Source organism: Enterobacter sp. 2VL (genome assembly GCF_005503595.1).
In the GTDB taxonomy this organism is placed as follows: Bacteria; Pseudomonadota; Gammaproteobacteria; order Enterobacterales; family Enterobacteriaceae; genus Enterobacter; species Enterobacter cancerogenus.
Window position 1 is genome coordinate 174,382 of record NZ_SCNE01000002.1, and the last position, 14,219, is coordinate 188,600.

Annotated in this window: 15 protein-coding genes; 8 read left to right on the plus strand and 7 right to left on the minus strand. The window is 55.3% G+C overall.

Annotated features, from left to right (window positions below; all coding sequences use genetic code 11):
- Positions 1-6: 6 nt before the first annotated feature.
- Entirely contained in the window at positions 7-1,938 is a 1,932-nt protein-coding gene (gspD, locus tag FFS28_RS05225; protein ID WP_006174339.1) for a type II secretion system secretin GspD, read from the minus strand.
- Between the two features lie 13 nt (positions 1,939-1,951).
- Entirely contained in the window at positions 1,952-2,683 is a 732-nt protein-coding gene (gene gspC / locus FFS28_RS05230; protein WP_137848977.1) for a type II secretion system protein GspC, read from the minus strand.
- Positions 2,684-2,983: 300 nt separating this feature from the next.
- Between gspC and FFS28_RS05235 the strand changes: the two genes are divergently transcribed.
- Entirely contained in the window at positions 2,984-4,561 is a 1,578-nt protein-coding gene (locus FFS28_RS05235; RefSeq protein ID WP_137848978.1) for an ExeA family protein, read from the plus strand.
- Positions 4,561-5,193: a type II secretion system protein GspB, cryptic system variant gene (locus tag FFS28_RS05240; RefSeq protein ID WP_101737973.1), complete on the plus strand. Its 633-nt coding sequence runs from the start codon at positions 4,561-4,563 to the stop codon at positions 5,191-5,193. Before FFS28_RS05235 ends, FFS28_RS05240 begins: the two co-directional genes overlap by 1 nt.
- Here the strand turns inward: FFS28_RS05240 and FFS28_RS05245 are convergent, their stop codons facing one another.
- The 3 genes from FFS28_RS05245 to FFS28_RS05255 form a co-directional block, all read right to left on the minus strand.
- Positions 5,194-5,817, minus strand: coding sequence for a helix-turn-helix domain-containing protein (locus tag FFS28_RS05245; protein ID WP_137848979.1), 624 nt, complete (start codon positions 5,815-5,817; stop codon positions 5,194-5,196). It lies immediately after the preceding gene.
- Between the two features lie 262 nt (positions 5,818-6,079).
- Entirely contained in the window at positions 6,080-6,910 is an 831-nt protein-coding gene (locus FFS28_RS05250) for an N-acetylmuramoyl-L-alanine amidase (RefSeq protein ID WP_137848980.1), read from the minus strand.
- Positions 6,907-7,230 (minus strand): heavy metal-binding domain-containing protein, encoded by a 324-nt coding sequence (locus FFS28_RS05255; RefSeq protein WP_006174327.1) that lies wholly within the window; start codon positions 7,228-7,230, stop codon positions 6,907-6,909. Before FFS28_RS05255 ends, FFS28_RS05250 begins: the two co-directional genes overlap by 4 nt.
- A gap of 107 nt (positions 7,231-7,337) precedes the next feature.
- Between FFS28_RS05255 and FFS28_RS05260 the strand changes: the two genes are divergently transcribed.
- The 6 genes from FFS28_RS05260 to artJ all read left to right on the plus strand — a co-directional run bounded on the left by FFS28_RS05260 (position 7,338) and on the right by artJ (position 11,862).
- A complete protein-coding gene (locus FFS28_RS05260; protein WP_006174325.1) occupies positions 7,338-7,856 on the plus strand; it encodes a lipoprotein in 519 nt (172 codons plus the stop codon).
- A gap of 226 nt (positions 7,857-8,082) precedes the next feature.
- On the plus strand, positions 8,083-8,811 hold the full coding sequence (gene artP / locus FFS28_RS05265; protein ID WP_006174323.1) for an arginine ABC transporter ATP-binding protein ArtP: 729 nt from the start codon (positions 8,083-8,085) through the stop codon (positions 8,809-8,811).
- Positions 8,812-8,830: 19 nt separating this feature from the next.
- A complete protein-coding gene (gene artI, locus FFS28_RS05270) occupies positions 8,831-9,562 on the plus strand; it encodes an arginine ABC transporter substrate-binding protein ArtI (protein WP_006174322.1) in 732 nt (243 codons plus the stop codon).
- Positions 9,563-9,568: 6 nt separating this feature from the next.
- Positions 9,569-10,285 (plus strand): arginine ABC transporter permease ArtQ, encoded by a 717-nt coding sequence (gene artQ, locus FFS28_RS05275; protein ID WP_006174319.1) that lies wholly within the window; start codon positions 9,569-9,571, stop codon positions 10,283-10,285.
- On the plus strand, positions 10,285-10,953 hold the full coding sequence (gene artM / locus FFS28_RS05280; RefSeq protein ID WP_058610354.1) for an arginine ABC transporter permease ArtM: 669 nt from the start codon (positions 10,285-10,287) through the stop codon (positions 10,951-10,953). The genes artQ and artM overlap by 1 nt, the downstream gene beginning before the upstream one ends.
- Before the next feature lie 177 nt (positions 10,954-11,130).
- Positions 11,131-11,862 carry an arginine ABC transporter substrate-binding protein ArtJ gene (gene artJ, locus FFS28_RS05285; RefSeq protein WP_006174316.1) on the plus strand — a complete coding sequence of 244 codons (732 nt, stop codon included), beginning with the start codon at positions 11,131-11,133 and terminating at the stop codon, positions 11,860-11,862.
- Between the two features lie 88 nt (positions 11,863-11,950).
- Here the strand turns inward: artJ and FFS28_RS05290 are convergent, their stop codons facing one another.
- On the minus strand, positions 11,951-13,417 hold the full coding sequence (locus tag FFS28_RS05290) for a sensor histidine kinase (RefSeq protein ID WP_137848981.1): 1,467 nt from the start codon (positions 13,415-13,417) through the stop codon (positions 11,951-11,953).
- The gene (locus FFS28_RS05295; protein ID WP_137848982.1) at positions 13,404-14,111 is read right to left on the minus strand and encodes a response regulator transcription factor; all 708 of its coding nucleotides are present in this window, start codon (positions 14,109-14,111) and stop codon (positions 13,404-13,406) included. The genes FFS28_RS05290 and FFS28_RS05295 overlap by 14 nt, the downstream gene beginning before the upstream one ends.
- Between the last annotated feature and the right edge of the window lie 108 nt (positions 14,112-14,219).

The window sequence follows — 14,219 nt, forward strand, 5'->3', positions numbered from 1 at the left end:
TCCGCCTTATTGTTTAAACGGATTACGCGTCGTGGTTGCGCTGGCTTTCACCGGCGCAGCGCTCACTGACGGCTCGCTCGGGTATGCGGGCATCACCGGGTTGTTGGCGTTCGTCACGATCCCAAGCTTCTGCTCTTCCAGACGCTGCTGCTGACGCGCGCGGATCTGGTCATATTTCTCCTTCGACGCGGCGCTGTAGTTATCGTCGTCGCGCAGCACCGTGGTATGGATAAACACCATCAGGTTACGCTTCGAGGTATCCTCGGAGGTGTAGCGGAACAGCTGGCCCACCAGCGGGATATCCCCCAGCAATGGCACCTTGGAGACGGTCTCTTTGGTGACGTTCTCCATCAGGCCGCCCAGCACCACGGTCTGGCCGCTGTGTACCATCACTTCGTTATTGATGGTGCGGGTGTTAAAGGTCGGGCCGAGGCTCGCATCTTCGGTGGCGCTGGCGTCCACGCTGGACACTTCCTGCTCAATCTTCAGGTGGATCATGTCACCGTCGTTGATCTGCGGCACAATCTTCAGCTTGGTACCCACCGTCTTGCGCTCCACGGAGTTAAAGACGTTGTCGCCGCTGGTGGTCTGAGAACCGGAAAGTACCGGCACATCCTGACCCACGTTGAACGACGCTTCTTTGTTATCCAGCGTCACGACGCTCGGCGTAGAGAGAATGTCGTTCTTCGACCCGGTGGAGAGCGCGGTCACCAGCGCACCGAAGTCGCCGTTGAAGAAGCCGGTCGCCAGGCCGGTGAACGCGGTGCCTTTCATGGTGCCGTTTTTCACCTGGCTGATAGGCAGGCCCGTTGCGCCGAACTGAACGCCACCGTGCTTACCGGTCCACTGCACGCCCAGATCCATGCCGTTACCGTCCTGCACTTCCGCAATGATGGCTTCCACCAGCACCTGCGGACGACGGATATCGAGCTTGTCGATCACTTTTTCCAGCGAGTTCATCACGTTAGGCTGGGCGGTGATCACCAGCGAGTTGGTGGACTCGTCGGCGGTAATGTTCAGATCGCTTGAGGCCGTGGCGGTTTTGCTTTTCGGCGCGCCCGGTTTGTCTTTCAGCTGCTCGCCGATGCCGGTCAACACCGGAACCACCTTGGCGGCGTTAGCATATTTCAGGTAGAAGACGCGGGTGTTACCCTCGTTGTTCTGCTCGCGATCCAGCTGACCGATCAGGGTGCGGGTGCGCGAACGCGCATCTTCCGACCCGCTGATCACCAGGCTGTTGGTTTCGTCGTCGGCCACCACTTTGGTCGCCAGCTGCGGCGCGTTCTGCCCTTTTTGCTCTTCGTTGTTGAGGTTATTCAACATTTCCGACAGCTCTTTGGCAGAGGCGTAGCGCAGGGGCACGATCTCACGGCGCTGCACGCCGTCTCTGTCAACGCGCTGCACCAGGTCCACCAGGCGGTTTACCACCGAGGCTTTACCGGTTAACAGCAGCACGTTAGACGGCTCGAAATGCACCACGTTACCGATGCCCGAGGCGTCGTTAAGCTGGCGCAGCAGCGGGGCCAGTTCACGCACCGGCACGTTTTCCATCCGCACGACGCGGGTGATGATCTCATCGCCCTTGCCGGGGTTTTTGCTGTCCGCCAGCGGCACGCCAGCGGTACGTGCTACGCTTGAGCGCACCACTTTCACCATCCCGTTGTCCATCGGGATCACCGACAGGCCGTACAGGTCCAGCACGCTCAGGAAGAACTGATAATATTCATCTTCCGACAGCACGTTATAGGTTCTGACCGAGACCGTTCCCTGAACGGAAGGATCGACCAGAATCGTTTTATTAAGATTACGACCGACCGTATCGATAAATTCACGGATATCGGTATTTTTAAAACTTGCGCTAAAGTTAGCTGCAAACAGCGAACCGGAATATAACGACAATGCGGTCAGCGCCACGCACGCCCATGGAAATTTCTTCATGTATGTACACTTGTTAATTGTTTAGAACATTAACCCGAATATTTTCAAGGTGAGCGTGACGTTTCACAACGACCTCCGCTTCTTTCATTTTTGACCAGCTGGCAATAATGTTTTTTGCTTCAGCTTGTTTGGTCATATCGACAGAATTGACTTTTATCGCCACGTCGCCTTTTTGCAGGCCGGAGTGGCTATAAAAGGCAGAGGCATTGCGTGGATTGATGTTGTATCCCTCCAGTTCGCCCTTTTCGATTAACGGTTTTAGTACCAGATAATCATCCAGATGCAGATTTTCCGCGCCCGGATCTTTTGTCGATTTGGTTACCGGGCCGCTGTCGACGCCGCCCTTAAAGTAGTCTGGTTTTTTGAGCGCCAGCACCTGCTCGGTGCCTGCGTAGTTGACCACCACGTTATCGCGGTTAATTTCTTCGATATACGCATCGTCAAATCCGGTGAGGTTTTCCCCCTCCCGGTAGCTTTTCTGGCCCGCAGGCGTTTTAATCACGGCAAACGACAGCCACGCCTCGTCGCTGCTGACAATACCTTCGATTTCAGCAGCCAGTGGGGCTTTTGCCGCAGCGGGCAGACTTTGCTGACGGACGGCGGCGGTGAAAAGCGCAAACGCTTTTTCATCCTGACGTTTTTTTTGCGGTTTTACATTCGCGTTCGCCAGTTTGTTTGACACTCTTTTATAATCTTTAAAGATGACGTATCCCTGCTGACCGCAAAAAATCAGGGTCAAAAACATAATACAGGGCATCATCAACCGGGGAAGAAATGAGAACCTCATTATTCATCTGGCCTTTAGCAAAGCGATAATAAGCAGCATCGTGCTGCGCCAATATGTGACATAAATAGTAATTATCTGCTCGCGAAGCGACCACCTGCTTCGCCATTAACTTTGATGAAGAAAAATATTGACCGAGAAAAAACGGGATGTTAGAGGGTCACAACAGGTTATTTTTACCCTGATGGCAAATTGACCACCCGACGGGCTTAACGTACTTTTCTGCACTATTGCTATTCATGTGAAGAGACGGTAAGTCGTATGTATCAGAGTCATTTTAATTTCCAGAAGCCGCCGTTTAAAAAAGTCACTCGCGCCTCGGGTGATTTTTTTGTGCCTTATCATCAGGACATCTTTAATCTGTTGAAGGAAAAAACCCAGCAGGCGGGTATTACGGGACTCTTTTGCAACGATGCCCCCCTGCTCGGCGAATTCAGCGATGCGCTGAAATCTCACAGCCAGACGGTCCTTGCGATTAACGCTTTCCCTAAACTGAGCGCCAGTAGCCTGCTGTACAAGCTCAGTCCGGGTACGAAAGAGAGTAAAACCCGCATTCAGGCCATCGACGCCGTGATCCGCCAGTGGCAGGACTTTGCCTCTTCACGCAAACCTGCCGGCAAAGTGGTGATCGTCTCTCACATGGAAGCCATGAAGGATAACTGCCGTGAGGTCCTGGGCATGTTGTTGACCCGCGCACAGGAGCTGGAGTTTCGCTTGTCGATTGTGCTGATGGGGTCAGCCGAGCAGGAAGCGGTGCTGATGCAGCACTCCGGCCTTCAGGAGTATGTCCACACCCACCACACCCTGCGTACCATGACCTGCCGCGAAACCCTGAGCTATGTTCAGGCCCAGTGCGAAGACAACGGCGGTGAAACGTCACCGCTCGCCCCGGCCCGCGTGCGCAAAATGCATACGCTGACCAAAGGCAGCATCAGCAAATTCAACGCCCTGGCCCATCTCGCCCTGCTTGCCGCCTGGACAGAGCGTGCGTCGGCGGTGGGTCCACGTCATTTACGTCTGGCCACCAGCGAAATTTTACCGGCCAAAAAACACGGGACGCGCCTGGCGACCGTCGGTTTATTTGCGTCGGTGCTGTTTGCCGCCTGCGGCTGGTATATGACCTCGGCGATCACCGCAAAACTGCCGGTGCAGCTGCCCGTCCCGGTGAGCTGGAAACAGCAGACGCCGCATAAAACGGCGCCGGTTGTGCCGGTTATCGACCACGAAGTGGTTAACCAGCCGGATGCCATGCATCAGCTTTATCAGATGTGGGGGTATGACGCTTCCGCCGACGATGCGCTGTGCCAGAACGCATCGAAGGTTAATTTGATGTGTCGCCAGGGCAACGCGCCGCTGAGCGAACTGGCAAAAGAGGGGTATCCGTGGGTCAGCGAAATGCACACCGGCGGCCACCTTAACTATGCCGTTGTCGCCCGCGTCGGGGATAACACCCTGGATCTCTTAATGAACGGTCGGACCTGGCAGGTGACCCGCAACTGGTATAACCAGCATGCAACGGGGAACTACACCCAGCTGCATCGCCTGACGCCGCAGGGCAAAGACGAAATCAGCGCTGCCAGCAGCGGTAAAGATCTGGAATGGCTCGATCAGCAGCTGAGCCAGGCGCTTGCGGAGCCTGAAACCCACGCGCAGAGCTGGACCGCTGAAATGATGAAACGCACCCGTGAGTTCCAGCAAAAAATGGATCTCCATGTCGATGGCATCCCCGGCGAAGATACGCTGATGCAGTTGATGCGTGAAACCAATACTACCCCCAGCGTGCTGATCCAGGCATCGCAGTCGGGATCGGATGCGACCACGCAAGAGAAGAAATCATAATGTCTACGATATGTCTCGCTGCCCAGCGCAGCTACGAGACCGGGGAAGCGGTCTGGTTTTCGTATCGCTTCCCCGGCCTGAAAAAAATCTTCGGCACCACCTTCTTATGGCTGCTGGGGCTGTGCGTCCTGATTGGCGCAGGACTGTACGCGCACGTTTACTGGAACCTGCGCCACCCTGCGCCGGTCACAACGAAGGTCAACACGGTGAAGCCGGAAGCCACCTTGTCTGATATGCATTACATTTATGTCAGCAAGCCGTTCCCGCATCCGCAGCCTAAGCCGATCCCGGTGCATGAGGATGTTCCCGCGATGCAGGATGTGCCGATTAACAGTGACGATGCAGACTGGCAGCAGGCGCCGGACGGCGTTGCAGAACCCGAGCACGATACCTCGCGGGATACCCTGCCCGGAACGGAAGAACATGACGCGGCGAGCGCAGAGTCCGATGACGATTCATCGTCCCTGAAGACGTTGTTTATGAAGGCATTAAAAGAACAACAGCAAGATTATTCTCAAGGAAAAACGCCCGCGCCACCGATTGATGAAACGCAGGATATATCACATATTAACGATACTCATCAGGAGAAAGCGCCGTCCCCTTTAAGTCAAAAAGGAGATCGGCTGGAGTAATTAATATTTTTCTGGCAGCGTAGTAAGATTCAGGAGACGTCCTTTTTCCACCACGATATATTGACCTTTTTTCAGGTCGGAGAGAATTTTAATGATGGTACTGCGGGCCAGGTTGGTGTATTCCTGAATATAATCATAAACGTTAATATCGCGTTGATGATGAACAATCAGTTCATTAATTTCTAACAGGAATTCACGTACAACCGAATAGGCGCTGCGGGCAACGAGAACATCGTCACGCTTGCTGAGCATGCAGATGTACCAGGAGAGCACTTTCGTCAGCTGTGGCCACAGGTTTTTGTCGGTCATTAACGACATGAACTCTTCTTTGTCGATGGAGCGTACCACCGTGTTGGACCGCACCAGGCCGTACATATGGGAGGAGTTGTAGTAAATGGACGAGAGGCCGAAGATGCACTGCCCCTGCAGTGAGAACATGCACAGCTCGTCAGATTCTCGGCGGAATTCCACATCACCGCTGACGATGATATGGATTTTGCCTGAATCGGCTGTGGAAATTTTTTGCCATTTCTTTAAGGTTTTTTCTTCATAACCTGAGGTTGCAGAAATAATGGCTTCCATTTCCTGTTGTGGACGTAATTTTTTACCGTAAATACTTAACATTGTTATACCCGCATAAGATTAAAGTTAAAATAAAATGAGGTTACGGAAGAAACCGAAACCTAAAAAAGAGATCCTGATAGGCAAAAAAAAGAAAAGAGAGAAAATCGTCTTGTTTATTTTTATGATTACTTAGCAAGCTATGTGTCTATATTAAATGCGGGTAAATTTAAGTCAATTTACTAAAAATTAATTTAGATTGAATCTAGGATTAATCTGATGAAAGTAAATGTAAAACGACCAGGTTCGGAGTAATCCCGAAGGATTACCCCTGTCCGTATTTTTCTAAAAGCGCTTCGGCGATGGCCATCGTTTCCCGATCGGCTACACCGTCCCAGCGCTGCGGGCGAAAATGCATCTGGAAAGCCATAATGACGCGCTTTTGCTGCGCGGCAGTGCTGTTTTCCGGCACCTCGTAGCCATAGCGCGCCAGCAACCCGAGCAGTGCGGCGGTATCCACCGCCTGATAAGGCGGCTGTCCGTCCAGGTAAAAGGCGACGCGGTGCGGATCGGGCCAGGCGCCAATGCCCTGCTGCGCCAGCTCACGCCACGGGAAAAGCGGCCCCGGATCGTCTTTGCGCTGCGGGGCAATATCCGCATGGGCCACCACGTTTTCGGGCTTAATGTTGTAGCGGGCGACAATATCTTTGGCGAGCGGGATCAGCGCGGCGATCTGTGCCGGTTCAAACGGCGCGAAATACTTCATGCCAGCCGCTTTTTGCCAGCCGCGATTTTCCAGCTCAATGCCTATCGAGGTGTCGTTTATGCGATTGGTTCCGCGCCAGAAGCTGATGCCCGCATGCCAGGCCAGCTCGCTTTCGGGGACCAACTGCCAGATGCGCGGTTTGCCGTCGGGCGCGGGTGGGCGGGCGGGGATCAAATAGTGCGAACTGACATTTTTGTCCGTCAGCGTGGCAAGCGAGGTATCAAAATCATCGGCGGTATAGTGAATAACCAGCACCTTGATACGCGGGTAGGCCGCCTGCGCCTGATGGCGTGTATCCAGCTCGTAGGCACCTTTATCAACGATGCCTTTTTCCGTGGCACAGCCTGCCAGCATCAGCGCCAGCAGGAGCGTTGAGAGCGTACGTTTCATCGACGGGTTTTCACCGCCGTACCGCTGACGCTGACCATCAGCATACTGGCATCTTTGCCGACGGTTTCGTAGTCGATATCAATGCCGACTACCGCATCCGCCCCGAGAGCTTTCGCCTGCTCGCCCAGCTCTTTGAAGGCAATTTCTCGCGCCTTACGCAGCTCTTTCTCATACGCGCCAGAACGTCCGCCGACGATATCGCGGATCCCGGCAAAAAAGTCGCGGAAGATGTTGGCACCCAGAATGGCTTCACCCGTGACGACGCCGCAATATTCGGTAATAGGCTGCCCTTCCAGGGTTGGGGTCGTTGAAAATTGCATGGTTAATCTCCTTCTTTAGCGTTCAATGCCTTAGGCCATAACTTCATCAGCATTATCGGTTCGTTACGCTATGATTGAAAGGATAGTTAATAAATAAGGAAATCAACATGCGCTACTCTGCTTTAACGCTTTTAGTGCCTTGCGCGCTGGTGCTCAGCGCGTGCACCACCCCGGTGACACCCGCCTTTAAGGATATTGGTACCCGCAGCGGCCCCTGCATCGAGGGTGGCCCGGATGCCGTCGCGCAGCAATTCTATGATTATCGCATTCAGCATCGCGGTAACGACATGACTGCCCTGCGCCCTTACCTGAGCGACGGCCTGGCAAAACTGCTTAACGATGCGTCGCGTAATCCTCAGCATAACGCCCTGCTGAGCGCCGATCCGTTCTCAAGCCGTGCAACGCTGCCGGACAGCGCCGAGGTCTCAAGTGCGTCCACCATCCCAAACACCGATGCGCGCAATATTCCACTGCGCGTAAAACTGACCCAGGGCTCCCAGACCTGGCAGGATGAAGTGCTGATGATCCGCGAGGGCCAGTGCTGGGCCGTTGACGACGTGCGCTACATCGGCGGCAACGTTCATGCCCCGGCGGGCACGCTTCGCCAGTCGATTGAGAACCGCTAAACCCATCGGTGGAAATGTGTTAACCCGGTAAAATGTCCGGCATTTCTGATGGAATGCCGACATTTATTCTCGCGGTCTTAGGGCATCGCTATTTTGTGCTATGTTTAGAGGAGTTAACGGGTTATATTTAACTTTTAACGCAGAAATATTGCATAACTATTCTGTCAACGGTACTATCTGCGGCCTCAATTGCTATAGATTGCCTGGATGAGTAAAGACTGCCCCGATGAGTATTAAACTAAACGGCATTAACTGCTTCTACGGCGCACACCAGGCGCTGTTCGACATCACGCTGAGCTGCCCCGAAGGCGAAACCCTGGTTTTACTTGGCCCAAGCGGCGCGGGTAAAAGCTCTCTTCTGCGTGTCCTTAATCTGCTTGAAATGCCCCGTTCAGGTACGCTGGCGATCGCCGGTAACCATTTCGATTTCGCCAAAACGCCTTCTGATAAAGCGATCCGCGAACTGCGTCAAAACGTCGGCATGGTATTCCAGCAATACAATCTTTGGCCTCACCTTACGGTGGTGCAGAACCTTATTGAAGCGCCGTGCCGCGTGCTTGGCTTAAGCAAAGACCAGGCGATGGCGCGTGCCGAAAAGCTGCTGGAGCGTCTGCGCCTTAAGCCGTACAGCGATCGTTATCCGCTGCACCTTTCCGGCGGTCAGCAGCAGCGCGTGGCTATTGCCCGTGCGCTGATGATGGAGCCAGCCGTGCTGCTGTTTGATGAGCCTACCGCCGCGCTGGACCCGGAAATTACCGCCCAGATCGTCAGCATTATTCGTGAACTGGCGGAAACCAATATTACGCAGGTCATCGTTACCCATGAAGTGGAAGTGGCGCGCAAAACCGCCAGCCGCGTGGTGTACATGGAAAACGGGTATATCGTTGAGCAAGGTGATGCGAGTTGTTTCACTCAACCGCAAACCGACGCCTTCAAAAACTACTTATCACACTGATGTGTTAGGGAAAAAGATAATGAAAAAAGTATTGATTGCCGCGCTGCTCGCTAGCGTCAGCCTTTCCGCTACCGCAGCTCAGACCATTCGTTTCGCCACTGAAGCGTCTTATCCTCCGTTTGAATCCATTGATGCCAACAATAAGATTGTCGGCTTTGATGTGGACCTGGCTAACGCCCTGTGTAAAGAGATTGATGCGACCTGTACCTTCAGCAACCAGGCCTTCGACAGCCTGATCCCAAGCCTGAAGTTCCGTCGTATCGACGCCGTAATGGCGGGCATGGACATCACCCCTGAGCGTGAAAAACAGGTGCTGTTCACCACCCCTTACTATGACAACTCTGCGCTGTTCATCGGTCAGAAAGGGAAATACGCCTCTGTTGATCTGCTGAAAGGCAAGAAAGTGGGCGTGCAGAACGGCACGACGCACCAGAAATTCATCATGGATAAGCATCCGGAAATCACTACCGTGCCGTATGACAGCTACCAGAATGCGAAGCTTGATCTGCAAAACGGTCGTATCGATGCGGTGTTCGGGGATACGGCAGTTGTCACTGAATGGCTGAAAGCCAACGACAAGCTGGCCGCCGTGGGTGACAAAGTGACCGATAAAGACTACTTCGGTACCGGTCTGGGCATTGCCGTGCGTCAGGGCAACACCGAGCTGCAGCAGAAATTCAACGCTGCGCTGGAGAAAGTGAAGAAAGACGGCACCTACGAAACCATCTACAAAAAATGGTTCCAGAAGTAATTCCTGATGAATGAAATTTTTCCTTTAGCAAGCGCCGCCGGGATGACCGTCGGCCTTGCCGTTTGTGCACTGATTATCGGCCTCGTGCTGGCGATGTTCTTTGCGGTGTGGGAGTCAGCGAAATGGCGTCCCGTCGCATGGGCAGGCTCCGCGCTGGTGACCGTGCTGCGTGGGCTACCCGAGATTCTGGTAGTCCTATTTATCTATTTCGGCTCCTCACAGCTGCTGTTAACCCTGTCGGACGGCTTTAACATCAATCTTGGCTTTGCACAGATCCCGGTGCAGATGCAGATTGAAAACTTCGACGTTAGCCCGTTCCTGTGCGGCGTGATTGCCCTCTCCCTGCTCTACTCCGCCTACGCCTCGCAAACCCTGCGCGGCGCGCTGAAAGCGGTACCGCAGGGCCAGTGGGAGTCCGGCCAGGCGCTGGGGCTGTCGAAAGCGGCGATCTTCTTCCGTCTGGTGATGCCGCAGATGTGGCGTCACGCGCTGCCGGGGCTGGGCAACCAGTGGCTGGTGCTGCTCAAAGACACCGCGCTGGTCAGCCTGATCAGCGTTAACGATTTAATGCTGCAAACCAAGAGTATCGCTACCCGCACCCAGGAGCCGTTTACCTGGTACATCGTGGCGGCGGCTATCTACCTGGTCATCACGTTGCTTAGCCAGTACATCCTCAAGCGTATTGATCTGCGTGCAACGCGTTTTGAACGGAGACCAGGCTGATGCTTGACTATTTACCCGAGTTGATGAAAGGGCTGCACACCAGCCTGACGCTGACCGTCGCCTCCATCGTGGTGGCGCTGATCCTGGCGCTGATCTTCACCATCATCCTGACGCTGAAAACGCCGGTGCTGGTGTGGATTGTGCGCGCCTATATCACGCTGTTTACCGGTACGCCGCTGCTGGTGCAGATCTTCCTGATTTACTACGGCCCGGGTCAGTTCCCGTCGCTGCAGGAGTATCCGGTTATCTGGCATCTGCTCTCGGAGCCGTGGCTGTGCGCCCTGATTGCGCTCTCGCTCAACAGTGCGGCCTACACCACCCAGCTGTTCTACGGGGCCATTCGCGCCATCCCGGAAGGCCAGTGGCAGTCCTGCGGGGCGCTCGGCATGAGCAAGAAAGACACCCTGGCGATCCTGCTGCCCTACGCCTTTAAGCGTGCGCTCTCTTCATATTCCAACGAAGTGGTGCTGGTGTTCAAAAGTACCTCCCTGGCCTACACCATCACCCTGATGGAAGTGATGGGCCACGGACAGCTGCTGTACGGACGCACCTACGACGTGATGGTGTTTGGCGCGGCGGGTCTGGTCTATCTGGTGGTCAACGGTTTGCTGACCCTGATGATGCGTTTGATTGAGCGTAAAGCGCTGGCGTTCGAGCGCAGATCGTAGGCCGGGTAAGCGCAGCGCCATCCGGCAAGAAATGCATAAATGTGATTAATAAACGCGGGTAACTTTCTGGTTATCCGCTTTTTTTTATCCTGATATAAATATTTAATCATTTATATTGCATACAAATTCATTAAATGGCATTGTACTTTCATAAGACCTACAGACGGGAGTCGTACAATGAAAAAGTTAGTCCTGGCCGCATTACTGGCAACCTTTGCCGCTGGCGCATCCGCTGCGGATAAAATCAATTTCGGCGTTTCCGCCACCTATCCGCCGTTTGAATCGCTGGATGCCAGCAACCAGATCGTCGGGTTTGATATTGACCTGGCAAAAGCGCTGTGCAAACAGATGCAGGCCGACTGCACCTTCACGAACCACGCGTTCGACAGCCTGATCCCGTCTCTGAAATTCAAAAAATATGACGCGGTGATCTCCGGGATGGACATCACGCCGGAGCGCAGCAAGCAGGTCTCCTTCACCGACCCGTACTACGCAAACTCAGCCGTGGTGATTGCGAAGAAAGGTGCTTATACCGCTTTCGATCAGCTGAAAGGCAAGCGCATTGGGATGGAAAACGGCACCACGCATCAGAAATACCTGCAGGACAAACATCCTGAAGTGAAAACCGTGGCCTACGACAGCTACCAGAACGCGATTATCGATCTGAAAAATGGCCGTATCGATGGCGTCTTTGGCGATACCGCCGTGGTTAACGAGTGGCTGAAAACCAACCCGCAGCTGGGTACCGCCACCGAGAAAGTGACCGATCCGCAGTACTTCGGCACCGGTCTTGGCATTGCCGTGCGTCCGGACAACAAAGCCCTGCTGGAGAAACTGAACGGCGCGCTGAAAGCGATTAAAGCTGACGGTACTTACCAGAAAATCAGCGATCAGTGGTTCCCGCAGTAATTCCTTTTGCCGGGTGACGGCTTCGCCTTACCCGGCCTACGGGGGTGGTCTGTAGGCCGGGTAAAACGCAGCGCCACCCGGCGATTTCTCACAGTGGCACGTAAAACCTGAACCTGGCCCCGCTCACCGACTCCATCAGCCCAATCCCGCCGCCGTGCAGTTCCAGCATTCTTCTCACGATCAACAGCCCCAACCCGCCCCGGTTTTCCCGCGATGCCTGTGGATTGAGCGCAGAAGGACGCTGAAACAGATCGTCACGCAGCGCGTCATCGACGCCCGTTCCGCTGTCTGCCACCTCAACCTGCAACTGCCCATTCTCCTGCCACACCGTCAGGCGGATCTCGCCACCGGTGGGCGTATGGCGAATGGCGTTATCCAGCAGGTTGGTCACTACCCGCTCGATCATCGACACATCGGCGTTGACCAGCGGCAGCGGCCCCGGCACGTCAACATGCAGCTTCAGCTCACGCGTGCGTGCGGCCAGCTCGAACTTCTGCACCACGTCGGAGATCAGCTCCGCCATGGCAAAACGTTCGCGCTGGGGTTTGATGCCGCCATGCTCCAGCCGCGCCAGCTCAAACAGCTGCTGCGACAGATGACGCACCTTCTGCCCCTGACGCAGGGCTGTCGCGAGATACTGCTGATGCTCCTGCGGGGTCAGCGTGGCGGATTTGAGCGACAGCGTCTCCAGATAGCCCAGCAGCGAGGTCAGCGGCGTGCGCAGATCGTGCGAGATATTGGCGATAAACTCCCGGCGCTGGCGGTCGCTGTCCGCCAGCCGATCCCACTGAGAGGTGATTTTGCGGGCCAGCTCGATAAAGGTATTGCGCAGGATCGCGACTTCGTCGTTCAGGGCCGGCTCAAGCCGCTCTGCCGCCAGCTGTTTGATGGCGGTGATGCTGTCGTGCTCAAGCCCGGTCACCTCGTGCGTAAGCTGTTTAACCGGACGCGTAACCCAGTACCAAATCAGAACGCCGGCCAGCAGGCCAAATAGCGCCACCCACAGCAGCGACCACAGCACGGTGCTCCAGAGCGCTTTGTGCCAGGCCATCCCGGCCAGCGCGTTAGACTCCTCGCCCTGCAAAATGATGTACAGATAGCCTTTCAGCTCCCCGTCCTGGCGCAGCGGCGTCGCGCTGAACACTTTCTTATTCTGGCTGCGCGGATCGTCACCCAGCACCGGCATTGAGGCGCCGCTCAGGAAGGACTGCACGGGCGCAAGGTCGATTTTTTGCCGCTGGATATGGCCCGGCGGCGCAGCATCGGCCAGCACGTCACCATCGGGAGAGATAACGTACAGCTCGACGCTCGGATTAAAGGTCATCAGCCGGTCAAACAGCGGTTTCAGCGCGCTGCGGTCAACGGTGCCCTGCGCATCGAGAATCGGCTCACGCTGCACAATTTGCTGGGCAAGCCCGCCGGACAGGCGCTGGACCATGGCGTTACCGTACTGCATGCTGGTGTAGAGCTGCACCGCGCAGGCGACGGTGGCGCAGAGCATCATCAGCAGGATAAACAGCAGCGTCAGGCGCTGGCTCAGGCTAAAGCGGCGCATCGTCGTTCAGCTCCGCAAATTTATAGCCCTTGCCCCAGACGGTGCGCACAATCTCCGGCTCGGCAGCATCTTTTTCAATCTTGATCCGCAGGCGGTTGATGTGGGTGTTAACCGTGTGCTCGTAGCCTTCGTGCTGATAGCCCCAGACCTGCTCCAGCAGCTCGAGACGCGAAAAGACTTCTCCGGGGTGGCGGGCAAAAAAGTAGAGCAGCTCGAATTCGCGCGGGGTGAGATCAACCTCCTGCCCGTTAAGCCGCACCGTGCGCGCCAGCGGATCCAGCGTCAGGCCGTGCGCGTGAATGTGTCCGTCGTTCTGCGCCTGCCCCATCGCCTGCTGGCGGCGGAACAGCGCTTTAATGCGCGCAATCAGCTCCTGCACCGAAAAGGGTTTGGCGAGGTAATCGTCGGCCCCGGTTTCGAGGCCGGTAATCCGGTCAGTTTCGCTGCTGCGGGCGCTGATAATGATCACCGGCAGGTAGCGGGTCATCTGGCGGATGCGGCGACAAATTTCGAGGCCGTCGACACTGGGGAGCATCAGGTCGAGGATCACCGCGTCCCAGGGCTGTTTTTCTAGCAGGCGTAACGCGTTAGCCCCGTCAGGCTCGTGGGTAATGGTGTAGCCTTCGTCTTCCAGGTTGAGGCGCAGGAGCGCCGCAATATCGCGATCGTCCTCCACCAGCAGGATTTGCTTCATGGGTAAGCCTTTATTCAATTCTTATGAGGTAAGCTTACCTGATTTTGTGGGTGGGAAGAGTTCACATTTTGTTGAACATTGTGCGGGTTTGTTGCCGGGTGGCGGCTA